Raw genomic sequence first — 19,095 nt, forward strand, 5'->3', positions numbered from 1 at the left:
AAGCGTTCCCACGCAGAGCGTGGGAACGATCAATTCCTGCTGGTGAAGGCTCGCGAGCTAGAGCCTGTTTTTAACGCAGCAGGGCCGACGCGCAGCAGCCTTCTGTTCAGAACAGCGCCAGCTTGATCACGCAGAACACAGCCAGCGCCACCAGCATGCCGTTGAGTTCGCGCCAGCGGCCGGCCAGGCTCTTGGCCGCGACCCAGGTGATGAAGCCGAAGGCGATGCCGGTGGCGATGGAGTAGGTCAGCGGCATGGCCAGGGCGGTGACCACCACGGGGGCGGCGATGGTGATGTCGCTCCAGTCGATCTCGGCCATGCCCGAGGCCATCAGCACGGCGACGAACAGCAGCGCCGGCGCGGTGGCGAAGGCCGGCACGCTGCCGGCCAGCGGGGCGAAGAACAGGGCGAACAGGAACAGCACGGCGACCACGATGGCGGTCAGCCCGGTACGCCCGCCGGCACTCACCCCGGCGGCCGATTCGATGTAGCTGGTGGTGGTCGAGGTGCCCAGCAGCGAGCCGCCCAGGGCCGCGGTGCTGTCGGCGATCAGCGCGCGGCCCATCTTCGGCAGGTGGCCGTCCTTGCGCATCAGCCCGGCCTTCTTGGCCACCGCGATCAGGGTGCCGGAATTGTCGAACAGGTCGACGAAGAGGAAGGCGAAGATCACGCTGATCAGGCCCACGTCCAGGGCGCCGGCGATATCCAGCTGGAGAAAGGTCGGCGCCAGCGACGGCGGCATCGACACCAGGCCGCCGAACTCGCTGACCCCGAGCAGAATGCTCAGCAGGGTGACCACCAGAATGCTGATCAGTACCGCGCCGGTGATGCGCAGCGCTTCCATGGCGATGATCAGGAAGAAACCGAGAATGGCCAGCAGCGCCGCGGGCGAGCCCAGGTCGCCGAGGCCGACCATGGTCGCCGGGTTGGCGGCGACGATGCCGGCGTTCTGCAGGGCGATCAGCGCCAGGAACAGGCCGATGCCGGCGGCGATGGCCGAGCGCAGCTCCAGGGGGATGCTGTTGATGATCCATTCGCGGATCTTGAAGATCGACAGCAGGAAGAACAGGCACGCCGAGAGGAACACCGCGCCCAGCGCCACCTGCCAGGTGTGGCCCATGCCCAGCACCACGGTGTAGGTGAAGAAGGCGTTGAGGCCCATGCCCGGAGCCAGGGCGATCGGGTAGTTGGCGATCAGGCCCATCACCGCCGAGCCGAAGGCCGCCGCCAGGCAGGTGGCGACGAACACCGCGCCCTTGTCCATGCCGGTCTCGCCGAGGATGCTCGGGTTGACGAACAGGATGTAGGCCATGGTCAGGAAGGTGGTGACCCCGGCGAGGATCTCCGTGCGAACCGTGGTGTCGTGCGCTTTGAGTTGGAACAGTCTTTCCAGCATGCGGGGCTCCCGGTGGCAGCGAACGCGTGTTTGAGAGGGGCGGGGCGCAAGCCAAGCACATCATGTGCCAAGGCGCCCCGATGTACCGCGGATTCGCTAGCGGCCTGCGCGCGGCATCATATCAGCTCGCCCCGGGCGTTAAAAACATGACCGAATGGACAGTTTTGGTGCGTCCCGGGTGGACGCCGTTACCGTTTCAGTGCCGGAACGGGCAGGGCCAGCGCCCTGCGCGACAAAAGACGCTCGCCGGGTGAGCGGCTTGGCAAACTTGACGCGACGGACTTTACCGGCGCCGCGCGTCCCGCTCTAATATCGAGCCGGCGCAGGAACATCCCGTTTCCTGGCCAGGAACGCACAGGGAGGCTGCGGCTGGATGATCATCGGAATAGACCTCGGTACCACCAACAGCCTGGTCGCCGTCTGGGATGGCGAAGCGGCCCGGCTGGTGCCCAACGCCCTCGGCCGTCTGCTGACGCCCAGCGTGGTCGGCCTGGACAACCAGGGTCAACTGATCGTCGGCGATATCGCCCGCGAGCGCCTGCAGACCCATCCCCAGCTCACCAGCGCATTGTTCAAGCGCAACATGGGCAGCGCCCAGGTCGCGCGCCTGGGCGAGCGCGCGTTCCGTCCCGAGGAATTGTCGGCGCTGGTGTTGCGCAGCCTCAAGGAAGACGTCGAGCGGATCTACGGGCAGCCCGTCAGCGAAGCGGTGATCAGCGTGCCGGCCTATTTCAGCGATGCCCAGCGCAAGGCGACGCGCATCGCCGGCGAACTGGCCGGCCTCAAGGTCGAGAAGCTGATCAACGAACCCACCGCCGCGGCCCTGGCCTACGGCCTGCACCAGAAGGGCGAGGCGACGTTCCTGGTGTTCGACCTGGGCGGCGGCACTTTCGATGTCTCGGTGCTGGAGCTGTTCGACGGCATCATGGAGGTCCGCGCCAGTGCCGGCGACAACTTCCTCGGTGGCGAGGACTTCGATGACGCGCTGGTCGCCCATTTTCTCGCCGAGCAGGCCGGCCAGGGGCTGCCCGACGCCAGCCAGCCGGCCATCCGCCAGCGCCTGCGCCGCGAGGCCCAGCGCGTGCGCCACGCCCTCGGCCAGCAAGGCCAGGCCAGCTTCCAGTTGCGCGAGGACAGCCGCGAGTGGCAGCAGTCGATAAGCCAGGAGCAGTTGCTGCGCATCTGCGAGCCCCTGCTCGAGCGCCTGCGCGCGCCCATCGAGCGGGCGCTGCGCGATGCGCGCATCAAGGTGGCCGACCTCGACGAGGTACTGCTGGTCGGCGGCACCACGCGCATGCCGCTGGTACGCAAGCTGGTCGCCAGCCTGTTCGGCCGCTTCCCCTCGATGAACCTCAATCCTGACGAAGTGATCGCCCAGGGCGCCGCCATCCAGGCGGCGCTGAAAGCCCGCGATGCCTCGCTGGAAGAAGTGGTGCTGACCGATGTCTGCCCCTACAGCCTCGGGGTGGAAATCTCCAAGACGGTCGGGACGCAACAGCAGGCCGGCCATTACCTGCCGATCATCGAACGCAATTGCGTGGTGCCGGTGAGCCGGGTGAAGAGCGTGCAGACCCTGCACGACGGGCAGAAACAGGTCAGCGTGCGCATCTTCCAGGGAGAGAGCCGGCTGGTGGCCAACAACATCTTCCTCGGCGAGCTGGACATCGACGTGCCGCCGCGGCCGGCTGGCGAGGTGTCGCTGGACATCCGCTTCACCTATGACAGCAACGGCCTGCTCGAAGCCCAGGTGGACACGCCGCTGACCGGCGACAGCCGGCGCCTGGTGATCGAGAACAACCCGGGCGTACTCAGCCCCGAGGAAATCACCGAGCGTTTCGCGGCCTTGCAGGCGCTCAAGGTCCATCCCCGTGACCAGCAGGTCAACAGCATGCTGATGGCGCGCCTGGAGCGCCTCTATCAGGAAAGCCTGGGCGACCTGCGCGAACATGTCGGGCAACTGGCGGCGCATTTCACCAGCATCCTGGAACGCCAGGACGAACGCGAGATCCGGGAGCTGCGCTCGGAATTGCTGGCGCGCCTGGATGCCATCGAGCACGGTTACTGAGGCGCCCATGAATCCCTGGAAACTGCTCGGCCTGGACGCCGGGGCCGATACGCGGAGCATCAAGCGCCGCTATGCCCAACTGCTCAAACAACATCGCCCGGATGACGACGCCGAGGCCTTCCAGCGCCTGCGCGAGGCCTACGAGCAGGCCCTGCGTCTGGCCGCCGCCGGTAGCGACGAGGCCTCTGCACCGGCCTGCGAGCCGGCCCTGGCCAGCGCCGGGCAGCCCCGCCCGTCAGCTGTCGCCGATGAAGGGAGTCCGCTTGCGCTCGCGCCCCTCGCGGCGGTGACGAGAGATGCCGATGTCCAGGCCCGAATCGGCCAGTTGCTCGACGCCGCTTCCTCGCTGGACGAGGCGCTGCGGCGGGCCCGTGAGCAAGGGCTGGAAGCCGATTTCCAGCGCCACCTGCTGGCGCGCTGCGCGGCGTTCGACGAACGCGGCGTGACCATGCTGCGCTGGGCCATGCGGCAGTTGCACTGGCTGTCGCCCTGGCAAGCCGATTACCTGCCGCAGGCTCATCTCGATGGCCTGGCCGGGCGCCTGCTGGCGCTGGAGCTGGAACAACTGCGGCGGCGTTTGCAGGCCGGTGAGGAACGCGCCGTGCTGGAAGCCGTCGGCGTGCTGCTGGCCAGCGACTGGCTGCACGCCTTGGACCGCCGCCTGCAGTTGCAGCACGGTTTGATCCGTTTGCTCGAGGAGGTCGAGTCCTGGTCCGCCGCCTTTTTCGAGCGGCTGGGCGCCCTGCTCGGCTGGGACGAGGACCAGGGCGAACTGCCCTGTTCCCGCGAGCGCTGGCATGCCCTCTGCCGGCGCTGCGAGCGCCAGGCGGCAGGGCTGCACCTGCAACAGCAATTGCGCGAGACCTGGCCGCTGAGCGCCGAACAGCGGGCGGCGTGGTTGCTGCTCAAGCCGCTGGACGAAGGCGAATGCCGGCGCCTGGTCGATCGCTTCGGCGAAGACGACTGGCTGGCCTGCGAGGCGCTGGATGAGCTGTTGCACGCGCGTTATCCCGAACTGCCGGCCCTGCTCGGGCTGGTCGTCGCGGATGACTGGCGTCGCTGGCAGCCCCGCAACTGGGCGGCGCCGGCGGCGGTCTATGCCTGGCTGCTGCTGTTCGCCAGCATGTTCGCCGATGCCCTGTACCGTTCCATGTCCGGGGTGTTTGCGGCGCGCTCCAAGGGGCTGCTCGGCCTGGGGCTGGAGAATCTGGTCGCCAGCCTGTTCATGATCGCCCTGTTGGCCTGCCTGGCCCGTGGCTGGGGCTGGCTGGCGCGTTTTTTCACCGTGCTCGACATGCCGCTGAGCCGCCTCCTGCTACCGGCCGCATGGCGTGACCGCGGAGCCGGCATGCTGCTGTTGCGCCACGGCGTGCCGGCGGCGCTGTTCGCGGCGTTGATCGCGCTGTTCGCGCCCGCTGCGTTGGACAGCCGGGCGGTGTTCGCCGGGGTGCTCGCGCTGCAGTTGCTGTTCCTCGGTCTGGTCGGCAGCGGCCGCTCGCCGTGGCCACGCCTGGCGATGCTCAGGGGCGGGCTGTTCAAGGTCGATTACAGCCGCAAGGCCGAGTGGTGAGCCCCTGGCAACTGCTCGGCCTGGACGCCGAGGCCGATACGCGCAGCATCAAGCGCCGCTACGCCCAATTGCTCAAGCAGCACCGTCCGGACGAAGACCCGGAAGCCTTTCAGCGTCTGCGCGAGGCCTACGAATACGCGATCGAATGGGCCAGCCAGGAAGTACCTGAGCCCGCCTCGCCGCCTGAGCTCGATCAGCCATCCGTAGTGGTCGTGCCGGAACCGTTTGGCAACGGTCAGCGTGCCTTCGTGCCGTTGAGCGCGACACAAGAGGCGCACCTCGACGAACAGGCTCGGATCGCGTTTCTGATCGATACCTGCGAGTCGTTAGATATAGCCTTACTGGACGCCCGAGAGGCCAATCTCGAGCGGGAGTTTCAGCTTGAGCTGGTGCGTCGTTGTGAGGAAAGGGATGAACGTGCCCTCGAAATCCTGCGTTGGGCGATGGCGCGTCTGGACTGGCTGACGCCCTGGCAGGCCGATTACCTGCCACCGGTGGCCATGGCTCAGCTTGCGCAGCGCCTGCTCGAGGTCGAACTGGCTGAGTTGCGCGCGTCATTGCCGGTGATCAGCGAGTCACGCTTCCATCATCGGGTGTACGAACTGGCGCGGCAGAAGTGGTTGAGACCGCTGGAGTTGAACAGGCAGTTGCAGCAGGCGTTGGTGCCGATACTTGAACGGTACGAGCAGGCATCGGTCGAGCTGATCGAGCGCCTGGAAAGACTGTTCGGCTGGAGTGAGCAAGATGGATACCTGCCCTGCGATGGCGAGCGCTGGGCGGCATTGTTGGCACGGCTGGCGTCGGAGAAAGAACTGCGGATGCTGCGCGCGCTCCTCGCCGTCTCCCAGCCACAGACTCCCGAACAGCGTGCGGCCTGGTTCCTGTTCCGGCCCATGAGCAATGGCCAGCGGCGCAGAATGGCCGATGGTTTCGGCGAGCAGGACTGGCAAGCCTGTCAGGCGCTGGCCGCGACTGTCAGGATGCCCCATCGGCCATCTGTGCAGGGCGTGCTCTACTTCCCCGAATGGCGCCAGTGGCGGCCGCGGGAGTGGGGGGCTTTCGCCGCACTCTATGCTTGGCTGCTGACGGCGTTGGTTTTGTTGATCAATCAGGCCTACAGGCCCTCTGCCGCTGACGGACAGTCGTTGCTGAGGGATGGACTCCTGGCACTGGTTGCCAGCGCGGTGACCATCGCGCTGCTGAGCCTGCTGCGCAGAGGCTGGGGGTGGATGGCGCGGCGTCTCGCCTCGCTGGATGTATGGCTGAGCCGGTTCATTCTACCGGCGGGGGTGTGGCGTCAGGGCGCGGGCTTGCTGCTCATTCGTCATCTGCTGCCGGCGACCATGTTCGCGCTGCTGGTGGGCGCTTGGGCCAAGCACGTGCCCTGGGCGGCAGCACTGGCAATGATGACCTTAATCGGCAGTGTCTGTTTCCTCGCCGCCGTGACCGCCGGTGCTTCGCCGACAGGCTGGTGGACGCTGCTCAGGAGAGGCATTGGCGGCAGGGCAGTGCTGATGTTGATGCTCTGGCTGGCGATCATCGTTGGCGGCACCCTGCTGGCTGGCCTGGTAGGGCCGGAGGTACGCAAGAGCTATCCTCAGCGCGCGACTGAGGGCCGTGCCGATCTGCTCAAGCCCTGTGCGCGACCGGCAGATGCCCAACAGCGGCATGACTGCGATGACGCGGCGCGGATGGTCGGTGAAGCCCTGCAACGAGCCGAAGGACGAACGCCCTAAGGCTTGTCTTCCCACACCAGCGGGTCATGCATGCGGTCGCGCCTGGACAGGTCCGGGAACAGCTTGATCCACAGGGCGCTGATGGCGATGGCGCCGAAGCCGCCAATCAACACGGCCGGCACGGTGCCGAACCAGGCGGCGCTGACCCCGGCGCGGAAATCACCGAGCTGGTTGGAGGCGCCGATGAACAGGCCGTTCACGGCACCAACCCGGCCACGCATGTCGTCCGGCGTCTGCAACTGCACGAAGGCACCGCGGATCACCATGCTGACCATGTCTGCCGCGCCGAGCAGCACCAGGGTCGCCAGGCTGAACCACAGCGAAGTGGACAGGCCGAAGCCGATGGTGGCCACGCCGAAGATCGCCACCGAGCCGAGAATCACCGGGCCCACCCGGCGTTCGATGGGGTGGCGCGCCAGCCAGATCGACATCAGCAGGGCGCCCACCGCCGGCGCCGAGCGCAGCAGGCCGAGGCCCCAGGGGCCGGTGAGCAGGATGTCCTTGGCGAACACCGGCAACAGCGCCGTGGCGCCGCCGAGCAGTACGGCGAACATGTCCATGGAGATGGCACCGAGCACTTCCGGGCGGCTGCGGATAAAGCGGAAACCCGCCAGCAACGACTCCACCGAGATCTTCTGTTTCAGCGGCTTCTGCTGCGAGGGCAGGCTGAGCATCAGGCACAGGGCGATCAGGTACAGCCCCAGCGCCGGGCCGTAGACCCAGCCCGGGGCGATGGCGAAGAGCACGCCGCCGAGCGCGGGGGAGACGATGGTGGCGGTCTGCATCGCCGAGCTGGAGGCTGCCACCGCTGCCGGGAACAGCCCCGGCGGCACGATGTTCGGCAGCAGCGCCTGGGTGGTGGGCATCTCGAACGCCCGTGCCGTGCCCATCAGAAAGGCGATGACGAAGATCATCTCGCGGGTCAGGCTGCCGGTGCTGGTGCCGATCAGCAGGGTGATGGCGACCGCGGCCTGGCCGCACTGGCACAGCGCGGCGACCTTGCGCCTGTCGAAGCGGTCGGCGACATGCCCGGTCAGCAGGATGAAGAGGATTTTCGGCAGGAATTCCACCAGGCCGACCAGACCCAGGTCGAGCACATTGCCGGTGAGGCTGTACATCTGCCAGCCGATGGCCACGGTGAGCATCTGGAAGCCGCTGGCGGTGAATACCCGGGCCAGCCAGAAGCGAATGAAGGGAACATGGTGACGCAGCAGCAACTGGCCGTGCACGGACATGGGAATGCTTAGGAGGCTAACGACGGGGCGGCAAGCCTAGCATACTCGGCGCGACATTTGGACGCAGGCGCCCGGGCTGCGACGACTGGCAGCGTGCGTCCGTGGGCAAGCGGTTTCGGCGCCCGTCCGGCCGCCCACTGTCCGCGCCTGTCGCCTGGCCGCAAGCGGCGCTTTCAGCCCTTCGTCCGGCAAGGCGCACCTGTGCCAGTGGCGCGGAACTAAGTCATAACGCCGCACGCGACGGCCTGCCGCGCGGCAACCCACCACGGCGGCAGGCGGCGGGGTGGGGGGTAGTCTTTCGTCGATCGTTTGATCCAGGTCAAGGCGCTTGGCGCTTTTCCTGTTCTCGCAATGCTTGCAACTAGAACGATAACCTGATCGAGGACGCTTGCATGTTCGGCCTAGAGGCTTTGGATCTCGCCCGTATCCAGTTCGCCTTCACCATTTCCTTCCACATCATCTTTCCCGCCATCACCATTGGCCTGGCCAGCTACCTGGCCGTGCTCGAAGGCCTGTGGCTGAAGACCGGGGAGGCGGTGTACCGCGATCTCTATCACTTCTGGTCGAAGATCTTCGCCGTCAACTTCGGCATGGGCGTGGTCTCCGGCCTGGTCATGGCGTATCAGTTCGGCACCAACTGGAGCGCGTTTTCCGACTTCGCCGGCTCGGTCACCGGGCCGCTGCTGGCCTACGAAGTGCTCACCGCGTTCTTCCTCGAGGCCGGCTTTCTCGGCGTCATGCTGTTCGGCTGGAACCGCGTGGGGCCGGGGCTGCATTTCTTTTCCACGCTCATGGTGGCGGTCGGCACGCTGATCTCGACCTTCTGGATCCTCGCCTCCAACAGCTGGATGCAGACGCCCCAGGGCTTCGAGATCGTCGACGGCCGGGTGATTCCGGTGGACTGGTTCGCCGTGGTGTTCAACCCCTCGTTCCCGTACCGCCTGGCGCACATGGCCACCGCCGCGTTCCTCGCCACGGCCTTCTTCGTCGGTGCCTCGGCGGCCTGGCACCTGCTGCGCGGGCGCGACAACCCGGCGCTGCGCAAGATGCTGTCGATGGCCATGTGGATGGCCCTGCTGGTGGCGCCGCTGCAGGCGCTGATCGGCGACTTTCACGGTCTCAATACCCTCGAGCATCAACCGGCGAAGATCGCCGCCATCGAAGGCCACTGGGACAACAGCTCCGGCGAGCCAACGTCGTTGATCCTGTTCGGCTGGCCGGACATGCAGCGCGAAGAAACCCGCTTCAAGGTCGAGGTGCCTTATCTCGGCAGCCTGATCCTGACCCACAGCCTGGACCAGCAGGTGCCGGCGCTGAAGGAATTCGCCAGGGAGGACCGGCCCAACTCGACCATCGTGTTCTGGTCGTTCCGGGTGATGGTTGCTCTGGGCATGCTGATGATCTTCGCCGGGTTGTGGAGCCTGTGGCTGCGCTGGCGCGGCACCCTGTACCAGTCGCGGCCGTTCCTCCACCTGTGCCTGTGGATGGGGCCGTCCGGGCTGATCGCCATTCTCGCCGGCTGGTTCACCACCGAGATCGGCCGCCAGCCCTGGGTGGTCTACGGGCTGATGCGCACCGCCGACGGTGTGTCGATGCACAGCGCGGCGCAACTGGGGCTGACCCTGGTGCTGTTCGTGGTGGTCTACCTCGCCGTGTTCGGCGCCGGCATGAGCTACGTCATGCGCCTGGTGCGCAAGGGGCCCGTCACCGGTGAGGGCGATGGGCCGGGCGAGGGCGGCCCGGGTACCTCGCGCACGCCGGCGCGGCCTATCTCCGCCGCAGAAGATGGCCAGCAGGGCGGCGGGTACGCCGCCACCGAACCGAGCGCGAGGGCATGAACATGGGCATCGATCTATCGCTTGTCTGGGCCATCATCATCGTCTTCGGCGTGATGATGTACGTGGTCATGGACGGTTTCGACCTGGGCATCGGCATCCTCTTCCCGTTCGTGCCGGACAAGGGCGAGCGCGACATCATGATGAATACCGTGGCGCCGGTCTGGGACGGCAACGAGACCTGGCTGGTGCTCGGCGGCGCCGGGCTGTTCGCCGCTTTCCCGCTGGCCTATTCGGTGGTGCTCAGCGCGCTCTACCTGCCGCTGATGCTGATGCTGCTCGGCCTGGTGTTCCGTGGCGTGGCCTTCGAGTTCCGCTTCAAGGCGCGGGAGCGCAAGCGGCACATCTGGGACAAGGCCTTCATCGGCGGCTCCCTGGCCGCGACCTTCTTCCAGGGTGTGGCCCTGGGCGCCTTCATCGAAGGCATTCCGGTCGAAGGCCGGGCGTTCTCCGGTGGCTCGCTGGACTGGCTCGCGCCGTTCCCGCTGTTCAGCGGCCTGGGGCTGATCGCCGCCTATGCGCTGCTCGGCTGCACCTGGTTGATCATGAAAACAGAAGGGCGCCTGCAGCAACAGATGCACGATATGGCGCGTCCGCTGGCGCTGCTGTTGCTGGCGGTGATCGGCATCGTCAGCCTGTGGACGCCACTGTCCCAGGCGAGCATCGCCGAGCGCTGGTTCAGCCTGCCCAACCTGTTCTGGTTCCTGCCGGTGCCGCTGCTGGTACTGGCGACCTTCTTCTACCTGCTGCGTTCGGTGGCCAACCACGACCACAACAAACCCTTCGTGCTGACCCTGGCGCTGATTTTTCTCGGCTACAGCGGCCTGGGCATCAGCCTGTGGCCGAACATCGTGCCCGGCTCGCTGACCATCTGGCAGGCCGCCGCACCACCGCAGAGCCAGGGCTTCGCCCTGGTCGGCGCGCTGTTCATCATTCCCTTCATCCTCGTCTACACCGCGTGGAGCTACTACGTGTTCCGCGGCAAGGTGACGCCTGAGCAGGGGTACCACTGATGAATCGCACGGCTGACAAGAAACCGCTCTGGCAGCGTATCGCCTGGCTGGCCGGCATCTGGACGGTGAGCGTGCTGAGCCTGGGGGCTCTGTCGTACCTGTTGCGGTTGTTTATGAATGCGGCGGGGTTGAGTACGCCTTAGCGGCGTACTGCAGGCGCTCCGGTAGGGTGGATCGGGGCGCGTAGCTGACGCTTTATCCATCCACCATTGCTCAGCGTGATTCATTCCGGGCTAGGTTCTTCGAAAACGGTGGACAAGCTTCGCGTTAGCTACGTGCCCCGGTTCACCCTACGCCTGCCCGGGCTGCTGGCTTCATGTACGACCGCAAAAAGGCGATAGCGGACGTTCGTAGGGTGGACGACGCTTGCCTGCGCGGCCCGATCCGTCCACCGCCCCGCAATCGCAATGGTGGACAAAAAGAGCGTTGTCCACCCTACGTCTGAACGACAAGCAAACCGTATAGGCTCTTTCGTCCAGCTTTCCAGCCTCAAGCGTTTTTGATCGAAGGCCGAAGGCCGCTTCCGCCTTGTAGCATCTGGCTCGTAAGCCCCTTGGCTGGTCGTGCCACGTCAATGCGGCTTGCGCTGAGGTAGAGTAGGCCCTGGGACGGGTTCACCCTTTGGTGGCGGTGCGGCAATCGGCCACGCCTCCCGGTTGGCCCGTTGTCGTAAAGTCGCCGCCATGAAAATCGCCCGCCAGGATCGCTCGCTGATCGCCTGGGTGCTGTACGCCAGCATCCTGTTCGCGCTGCTCGCCTGCGCGGTCCATCATGGCCAGGGTGTGGGCCTGCAACTGAGCGGCCTGGATGGCGGCTTCTGTTCCCTGCATGGTGAGGCTGGCGGCAGCGCTACCGGCGAGCCTGCCGACGCCATGATGAGCACCTTCCAGTGCCCGCTGTGTTCGGCGCTGGTGCTGGGCCTGGCGCTGCTGTTCGGCTTGAGTTGGCTGCCCCGCGCCCGACGCCTCCTGCGCCCCTGGCGCGAACCGCGAGCCAAGACCCCGCCGCGCTACCTGTGGCCTTCGGCCAATCCCCGGGCTTCTCCCCGGCTTCTGATCGCTTAGACCTTTTACGGCGCAGCGCCCCATGGCGCGGCGACTTCGTACCCGTCTGCATCAGGAATGCTTGCACATGAGCCGCTCTTCCCGCCGTCCATACGGCACCTCTTGCTTCGCCATCGATCCCGCTCGTCAGCGTTTGCGGCAGGCCCTCTGCCTGTGCGCCAGCCTCGGCTTCAGCGCCGCGGCGCTGGCCGCCGAGTCCCCTGCTCGGCATGAGCTGCAAGCGACGGTGATCACCGCCGTGCAGCAGCGCTCGCCGCTGACCGTGGTCACCGACCCCAAGGCGCCGCGCCAGCCGGTGCCGGCCACCGACGCCAGCGACTACCTGAAGACCATTCCCGGCTTCTCCGCCATCCGCAGCGGTGGCAGCAATGGCGATCCGGTGCTGCGCGGCCTGTTCGGTTCGCGCCTGAGCATCCTCACCAACGGTGGGCAGATGCTCGGCGCCTGCCCGGCGCGCATGGACGCGCCGAGCGCCTATATCGTGCCGTCCACCTACGACCAGTTGATCGTGACCAAGGGCCCGCAGACCGTGCTCTGGGGGCCTGGCGCTTCGGCCGGCACGGTGCGTTTCGAGCGCGAGCCCGAGCGTTTCGCCGAACTCGGCAGCCGCCTCGACGCCAGCCTGCTGGTCGGCTCACGGGGGCGTCTGGACAAGCTGATCGATGGCGCCGTGGGCAGCGAGCAGGGCTACCTGCGGCTGATCGGCAGCCAGGCCCGTGCCGACGACTACCGGGACGGCAACGGCGACACCTGGCCGTCGCGCTGGGAGAAGTGGAGCGGCGATGTCGCCCTCGGCTGGACGCCCGACGCCGACACCCTGATCGAGCTCAGCGCCGGCCGCGGCGACGGCGAGGCGCGCTACGCCGGGCGCGGCATGGACGCCGCCCGGCTGGAGCGCGAGAGCCTGGGCCTGCGCTTCCAGCGTGAGAACCTCGGCGGCCTGCTGAGCAAGGTCGAGGGTAATATCTACTACAACTACGCCGACCACATCATGGACAACTACAGCCTGCGCACGCCCAACCCGGCCAGCAGCATGCCCATGCCGATGGCGTCCAACGTCGACCGCCGCACCCTCGGCGGCCGCTTCGCCGCCACCCTGACCTGGCGGGACGTGGAGCTGGTCGCCGGGGTCGATGCCCAGCGCAGCGAACACCGGGCGCGACGCTCCAGCTACGAGATGATGAGCGGCACGCTCACCGGGCCGGGCGCCTTCGCCTGGAACAAGGACGCCGACTTCCACAACTATGGCGCCTTCGCCGAGGCCACCTGGCAGCTCGAGGCGCGCAACCGGCTGATCGCCGGTGTGCGCCTGGATCGCGCCTCGGCCCGGGATTTCCGCCAGCGCATCGACGGCATGATGGGCAGCACCTCCAATCCGACCGCGGGCGCTAGCCGCGCCGAGACCCTGCCCAGCGGCTTCGCCCGCTACGAGTACGAGCTGAGCGACTCGCCGACCACCCTGTACGCCGGCCTCGGCCATGTGCAGCGCATGCCGGACTACTGGGAGCTGTTCTCGCCCGACGATGGCCCGCTGGGTTCATCGAATGCCTTCGAGGGCATCGAGCCGGAGAAGACCACGCAACTGGACTTCGGCGTGCAGTACCAGGGCGAGAAGCTGCAGGCCTGGGCCTCGGGCTATGCCGGACAGGTGCGCGACTACATCCTCTTCACCTACACGCCGGGCATGATGGGCAGCCGCTCGCGCGCCGAGAACATCGATGCGCGGATCATGGGCGGCGAGCTGGGCGCCAGCTACCAGTGGACGTCGAACTGGAAGAGCGATGCCACCCTGGCCTACGCCTGGGGCAAGAACAGCTCCGACGGCTCGGCGCTGCCGCAGATGCCGCCGCTGGAGGCGCGCCTGGGCCTGGCCTACGAGCAGCAACGCTGGAGCGCCGGCGCGCTGTGGCGGGTGGTCGCCGCCCAGCGGCGGATCAGCGAAGGGCAGGGCAACGTGGTCGGCAAGGACTTCGGCGACAGCGGCGGTTTCGCCGTGTTCTCGCTCAATGCCGGCTACCAGGTCAGCGATTCGCTCAAGCTCAGCGCCGGCGTCGACAACCTGTTCGACAAAGCCTACCGCGAACACCTGAACCTGGCCGGCGACGCCGGTTTCGGCTTCCTCGCCGACAACCCGGAGCGGATCGGCGAGCCGGGGCGCACGCTGTGGACGAAGGTGGATTTCAGCTTCTGATACCTGGAACAGAGCACGATGCCGAAACATCGTGCTCTGTTGAGGGCGTGTACGGATAGGCTTCGGCAGAGTGGATCGGGGCGCGTAGCTGACGCTTTATCCATCCACCATGGGCTCAACCGTGATTTGTCCTGAACCAGGCGCATTGAAAACGGTGGACAAGCTTCGCGTTGTCCACCCTACATGTCCGGGCTACTTGCTTCGATGGAGCGAAAGTTACGAACTCGGATCTCGATCAGTTTCAATGCTTTTGCCTATGAGTATTTAGTGGCGCCCAACGTTTGATTAAGGGGCGGGCTTTAGCCCGTCCCAGAGAGCGAGGCGAGCGATTTGAACCAGTTATACGAATTCAAGAAGCTGAATAAATGCCTGTAGAAATATTGAGATGGCAGCAAATATAGCGCCGATTGCATTCAATCTAGATTGAGCGGAAAAAGTTGCAGACATGTCCCAGTCATCCAGACTTACGGACGCAAAATTGGGTTTTTCGCCTTTCCTTTCAGCTTTTTTTCGACGGCGCTCCATTTCTTTTTCATGACTGACTTTCACGATGCTTGCGTACAGCCAGCTTCCTGCGGAAATAAATCCGCTGACAATTGACGCAATTACCATAATTGCAACGCATGTAGTCATGCCATTTCACCGAGTTCGATTGATTTTGTATAACGTTTGGTTAAGGGGCTGCGGCACGCAGTCCCAGAGAGCGAAGCGAGCGATTTGAACCATTTGTTAGGTGAATACATCACGGGAAATCTTCGCCAAGTAGATAGGTAGTACCTTGCCTGTAGCCTTTATTGAAATCGACGACAGTTGCCAGCTTCTTGTCAAGGTCAACTTGAAGTCTTTCCATTTGAAAGTTAAGTAACTTTTTAATATCTGGTATGCGTTCGGGTGGAATGTCTTTTAGCATTGGCTGAAATAGAAAAGCTGTATTCTCATCGTTTATGCGGACTTCTACAGGGTACTGGGATACTCCACCCTCGCTGTTTTTGAATGTATGCACGCTTATGTCTCGATGTGCATAGAGTTTGTTGCGCGCCTCTATTATTTTGGTATGAGCGGTTTGTAATTGAGGTTCTGAAAATTTTGTAAATAGACTTGGTAGCGGGCCTAGGCCATCAGCCTGATTGAAATTCTTAGAGTAAGTTACTACGATCCCTGCAATCATTGGCGGATACAGATCGTTGCTAAGGGTTGTAGATATTTCTTCCATGTGTTTAAGAAGAGTTAGGCATTGCTGAAATGAATCGGACGCAATAGTCAGTCTTCTGATTTGATGGATGACTTTGTTTTTATCCACGGTGCGGCCTGTTCACCTAAGCTTGAGTTAAGCCGCGCTGCGAAGCTGCGTCGGCTTGAATGAATTGTTAGGCGAGACTCGACAGGTTGACCGCGCCCCACGAAGCCGCTAGATTGCTCGGCAGGTGCTGAACACACCTTTCTCTAGGCGGACAACCGCTCCCGTAAGACAGGCGGTTTTTTTGCGTCTGTAAGTTTTGCATGAGCCTGAATCCTTGGGCAATGCTTGCTTATGGCCGGGTGGCGCGCAGCCATACAAGACCCTTCGGGGGAAATCTGCGGGCCGTCCTAGAGCGGTGTTCAAGCGCCCGGCCGCCTCTCTGAACAAGAGGCGAAATTGAACGACCTCTAGGAAATTTCCATGACTGCTCAAGCCGTTTTCCCTCTCAGCCGCCAACTCACGATTGGTTACACCTATTACGAGTGCCGCAATCGTAATCGTTGGCCGTTACCACCGCCTGTCCCGTTTCTACGCTTACAGGGATATTGGCTACAGCAAGCTGGCTTTGCAATTGGTCAGCGTGTGTGCATCCAGGTTTCCGAACAGCGCCTCATCATAATCCCATCTGAAATCTAGGTCTTACCTGGGCAGATGTCCCGTAGCTCATCTGCCCGCCTAACACCATAGCTCAGCCGCGGATTTGTCGCAGCAGGTAGCCCGGACATGTGTAGGGTGGACAACGCGAAGCTTGTCCACCGTTTTTCAAGCCGAGCAAACGTAGGCGCCCGGCCATCCCCCCCTTTCTGACAGACGCCCAGTTGTCCGGTTTGTCACTCGCCCATCTGCACTGCCCCCACAGTTGCTCAACCCGCAGCGTTATTCCCATACTGCCCCCTTTGCCGCAAACCCGAGGGGCCCCGATGTTCGCCTTCAGCGAAACCCTGCAACGCCGCTTCGCCGCCCTGCAATCCACGGCCGATTTCTGGTCGTTGCGCCATGTCCGCGAAACCACGGAACACTACTGGGTGCGCCGCCATGTGGCCCAGGCGCCGTCCTTCGGCGACGATGCCGGCGCCATGCTCGGCGTGCGCATCGCTGGCGTGGAGGCCTATGCCGCTACCAGCGACCTCAGCCAGGCCGGGCTGCAGGCGGCTCTCGACAAGGCCGAGCACCTGGCCCGGCAACTGGCCGGGCGCCATCTTCTCGATGTCCGTGCCTTGCCGGTGCCCACGGAGCAGGCCGACGACATCATGCCGGGCTACGGGCAGGCCCTGGCGGACGCGTCGCACTGGTTCGACCTGCTCACCGGCGAGTCGGGCCGGATAGCCAGGGATGCACGCCTGGTGGACAGCCATGTCGGCCTGAGTTTCACCGCCACCGAGCAGATCTACCTGAACAGCGCCGGGGCCTGCCTGCGCCGTGCCCAGCGCTACGTGTTCCCGCAACTGGGCGTGACCGCCAGCGACGGCGCCGACAGCCAGAGCCGCAGCTTCGGCGGCAGCCACCTGGCCCGCCAGGGCGGCGCCGAGGTGATCGACCAGCTCGGGCTGGTCGGTAGCGCCAGCCGTGTCGCCGACGAGGCGTTGCAACTGCTGCTGGCACCCAATACCCCGAGTGGCCCGCGCGCGCTGCTGCTGATGCCGGATCAGATGATCCTGCAGATCCACGAGTCCATCGGCCACCCCCTGGAGCTGGATCGCATCCTCGGCGACGAGCGCAACTTCGCCGGCACCAGTTTTGTTCGCCAGGAGGATTTCGGTCATTACCGCTATGGTTCGCCGCTGCTCGACGTGACCTTCGACCCGGGCGTGCCCGGCGAGCTGGCCAGCTATCGGCATGACGACGACGGCACCCCGGCGCAGCGCCAGTACCTGATCCGCGAGGGCATCCTGCAGCGCCCCCTCGGCGGCGCGCTGTCGCAGTGGCGCAGCGGCCTGGAGGGTGTCGCCAACAGCCGCGCCTGCAGCTGGAACCGGCCGCCCCTCGACCGCATGGCCAACCTCAACCTCGAGCCGGGCACCCGGAGCCTGGCGCAACTGGTCGGCGGCATCGAGCACGGCATCCTGATGAGCAACAACCGCTCCTGGTCGATCGACGATGCGCGCAACAAATTCCAGTTCGGTTGCGAGTGGGGGCAACTGATCGAAAACGGCGAACTCAAGGGCGTGGTGAAGAACCCCAACTACCGTGGCATCTCCGCGCGGCTCTGGCGCAACCTGACGGCAGTCGGCGATGCCAGCACCTTCGAAGTGCTGGGCACCCCCTACTGCGGCAAGGGCGAGCCCAACCAGGTGATCCGCGTCGGCCATGCCTCGCCGGCCTGCGTGTTCGCCGATATCGACGTATTCGGAGGAGCCGCCTGATGGATGCCCGTCGCCACTTCAACGACCTGCTCGGCCACCTCGACGCCCAGGTGCAGGCGGGAGAGGGCTTTACCCTGGAGTACCAGGCCGAGTCCTCGGATTTCATCCGTTTCAACCAGGCCCGCGTGCGCCAGGCCGGCCAGGTGCAGCAGGCCTACGCCACCCTGGCGCTGTATCAGGGTGAGCGCCATGGCGACTTCGAACTGGCCCTCAGCGGGGTGATCGAGGAGGATCGCCTGCGCCTGGATCAGGCCCTGCAGCGCCTGCGCGCGACCCTGCCGGCGCTGGCCGACGACCCGTACCTGCGCCTGAATCGTCAGGCCTGGCGCAGCGAGACCACGGCAGGCGAGGCGACCCCGGACAGCGCCGCCGCCATCGCCCAGATCGTCGAGGCCTCGGCGGGGCTCGATCTGGTCGGGTTCTATGCCGTCGGGCCGCAGTACCAGGGCTTCGCCAGTTCCTGGGGCGCCTACGGCTGGCATGCGGCGAGCAGCTTCAACTTCGAATTCAGCCTGTTCCATGACAACGGCCAGGCGGTGAAAAGCCGCTATGCCGGCGAGCGCTGGGACGCCCAGGCCTTCGCCCGCAAGCTGGCGTTCGCCCGTGAACAGTTGCAACACCTGGGCAAACCCGCGCGGGAGCTGCAGCCCGGGGCGTACCGCGCCTACCTGACGCCCACGGCGCTGGAGGAGTTGTTCGGCCTGTTCGCCTGGGGTTTTTCCGCCCAGGCCCTGGCCACCGGGAGCAGTCCGTTGCAGCGGCTGTTCGCCGGTAGCGCCAGCCTGAGTGCCAGGGTGACCTTGGAGGAGCGCATCGAAGGCGGCTTGGCGCCGGCCTTCACCCGCGAGGGGCCGCGGCAGCCGTTGCGGCTGCTGAGCGAAGGGCAGCCGGGCGAGCGCCTGGTCAGCTCGCGCAGCGCCGCCGAATACGGCCTGGTCGCCAATGGCGCGGGGAGTGGCGAATATCCCCTGGCGCTGCGCCTGCACGGCGGCGAGCTGGACGACAGCGACGTCCTGCAGCGGCTCGGCAGCGGGCTGTATATCGGCAACCTGTGGTACAGCAACTTCTCCGACCTGCCGGCCGGGCGCCTGACCGGGATGACCCGCTTCGCCACCTTCTGGGTCGAGGACGGCCGTATCCAGGCGCCGGTCAACAGCATGCGCTTCGACGATTCGCTGTTCGATTTCCTCGGCCCGCACCTGGAGGCCCTGACCCGCGAGCCGGAGTTGCTGCTGCCCAACGGAACCTACGGGGCCAGGCAGACCGGCTCGATGGCCTTGCCGGGGGCGTTGCTGTCGCGCTTTACCTTGACCCTGTAGCGCGGCGTTGCCCGCTCCTGGGTATCGCTGCGCTCAACCGCAGGCTACGAGGCTTTGGTAGCCCGGCG

At 65.4% G+C, this 19,095-nt stretch carries 15 protein-coding genes; 11 read left to right on the plus strand and 4 right to left on the minus strand.

Annotated features, from left to right (window positions below; all coding sequences use genetic code 11):
* Positions 1-106 precede the first annotated feature (106 nt).
* Positions 107-1,396, minus strand: a complete 1,290-nt coding sequence (locus tag DNK34_RS08020; RefSeq protein ID WP_131173257.1) for an NCS2 family permease — start codon at positions 1,394-1,396, stop codon at positions 107-109.
* Positions 1,397-1,769: 373 nt separating this feature from the next.
* Here DNK34_RS08020 and DNK34_RS08025 point away from each other — a divergent pair, with 373 nt between their 5' ends.
* Genes DNK34_RS08025 through DNK34_RS08035 form a run of 3 tightly spaced genes read left to right on the plus strand, consistent with a single transcriptional unit; the run spans position 1,770 to position 6,767 of the window.
* The gene (locus DNK34_RS08025; RefSeq protein ID WP_131173256.1) at positions 1,770-3,461 is read left to right on the plus strand and encodes a molecular chaperone HscC; all 1,692 of its coding nucleotides are present in this window, start codon (positions 1,770-1,772) and stop codon (positions 3,459-3,461) included.
* A 7-nt stretch (positions 3,462-3,468) separates the two neighbouring features.
* Positions 3,469-5,031, plus strand: coding sequence for a J domain-containing protein (locus DNK34_RS08030; protein WP_131173255.1), 1,563 nt, complete (start codon positions 3,469-3,471; stop codon positions 5,029-5,031).
* Positions 5,028-6,767 carry a J domain-containing protein gene (locus DNK34_RS08035; protein ID WP_131173254.1) on the plus strand — a complete coding sequence of 580 codons (1,740 nt, stop codon included), beginning with the start codon at positions 5,028-5,030 and terminating at the stop codon, positions 6,765-6,767. Before DNK34_RS08030 ends, DNK34_RS08035 begins: the two co-directional genes overlap by 4 nt.
* On the opposite strand, the gene DNK34_RS08040 is transcribed toward DNK34_RS08035, so the two are convergent.
* Entirely contained in the window at positions 6,764-8,002 is a 1,239-nt protein-coding gene (locus tag DNK34_RS08040) for an MFS transporter (RefSeq protein WP_131173253.1), read from the minus strand. The genes DNK34_RS08035 and DNK34_RS08040 overlap by 4 nt on opposite strands.
* A gap of 392 nt (positions 8,003-8,394) precedes the next feature.
* Between DNK34_RS08040 and DNK34_RS08045 the strand changes: the two genes are divergently transcribed.
* The 5 genes from DNK34_RS08045 to DNK34_RS08065 all read left to right on the plus strand — a co-directional run bounded on the left by DNK34_RS08045 (position 8,395) and on the right by DNK34_RS08065 (position 14,105).
* Entirely contained in the window at positions 8,395-9,840 is a 1,446-nt protein-coding gene (locus DNK34_RS08045; protein WP_131173252.1) for a cytochrome ubiquinol oxidase subunit I, read from the plus strand.
* A 2-nt stretch (positions 9,841-9,842) separates the two neighbouring features.
* On the plus strand, positions 9,843-10,850 hold the full coding sequence (gene cydB, locus DNK34_RS08050; RefSeq protein WP_131173251.1) for a cytochrome d ubiquinol oxidase subunit II: 1,008 nt from the start codon (positions 9,843-9,845) through the stop codon (positions 10,848-10,850).
* Positions 10,850-10,993 carry a DUF2474 domain-containing protein gene (locus DNK34_RS08055; RefSeq protein ID WP_131173250.1) on the plus strand — a complete coding sequence of 48 codons (144 nt, stop codon included), beginning with the start codon at positions 10,850-10,852 and terminating at the stop codon, positions 10,991-10,993. Before cydB ends, DNK34_RS08055 begins: the two co-directional genes overlap by 1 nt.
* 540 nt (positions 10,994-11,533) lie before the next feature.
* Positions 11,534-11,914, plus strand: coding sequence for a DUF2946 domain-containing protein (locus tag DNK34_RS08060; RefSeq protein WP_131173249.1), 381 nt, complete (start codon positions 11,534-11,536; stop codon positions 11,912-11,914).
* Positions 11,915-11,936: 22 nt separating this feature from the next.
* Positions 11,937-14,105 (plus strand): TonB-dependent copper receptor, encoded by a 2,169-nt coding sequence (locus DNK34_RS08065; protein ID WP_411269279.1) that lies wholly within the window; start codon positions 11,937-11,939, stop codon positions 14,103-14,105.
* A 339-nt stretch (positions 14,106-14,444) separates the two neighbouring features.
* Here the strand turns inward: DNK34_RS08065 and DNK34_RS08070 are convergent, their stop codons facing one another.
* A complete protein-coding gene (locus tag DNK34_RS08070; RefSeq protein WP_131173247.1) occupies positions 14,445-14,738 on the minus strand; it encodes a hypothetical protein in 294 nt (97 codons plus the stop codon).
* Positions 14,739-14,847: 109 nt separating this feature from the next.
* Positions 14,848-15,405, minus strand: a complete 558-nt coding sequence (locus tag DNK34_RS08075) for a hypothetical protein (protein WP_131173246.1) — start codon at positions 15,403-15,405, stop codon at positions 14,848-14,850.
* A 360-nt stretch (positions 15,406-15,765) separates the two neighbouring features.
* On the opposite strand from DNK34_RS08075, the gene DNK34_RS08080 reads away from it, so the two are divergent.
* From DNK34_RS08080 to DNK34_RS08090, 3 genes are all read left to right on the plus strand, one after another.
* The gene (locus DNK34_RS08080; RefSeq protein WP_131173245.1) at positions 15,766-15,981 is read left to right on the plus strand and encodes a SymE family type I addiction module toxin; all 216 of its coding nucleotides are present in this window, start codon (positions 15,766-15,768) and stop codon (positions 15,979-15,981) included.
* 284 nt (positions 15,982-16,265) lie between these two features.
* A complete protein-coding gene (locus tag DNK34_RS08085; protein ID WP_131173244.1) occupies positions 16,266-17,708 on the plus strand; it encodes a TldD/PmbA family protein in 1,443 nt (480 codons plus the stop codon).
* A complete protein-coding gene (locus tag DNK34_RS08090) occupies positions 17,708-19,027 on the plus strand; it encodes a TldD/PmbA family protein (protein WP_131173243.1) in 1,320 nt (439 codons plus the stop codon). The genes DNK34_RS08085 and DNK34_RS08090 overlap by 1 nt, the downstream gene beginning before the upstream one ends.
* The last annotated feature ends 68 nt before the right edge of the window (positions 19,028-19,095 follow it).

This window comes from Phytopseudomonas dryadis (assembly GCF_004327355.1).
Taxonomy (GTDB): domain Bacteria; phylum Pseudomonadota; class Gammaproteobacteria; order Pseudomonadales; family Pseudomonadaceae; genus Aquipseudomonas; species Aquipseudomonas dryadis.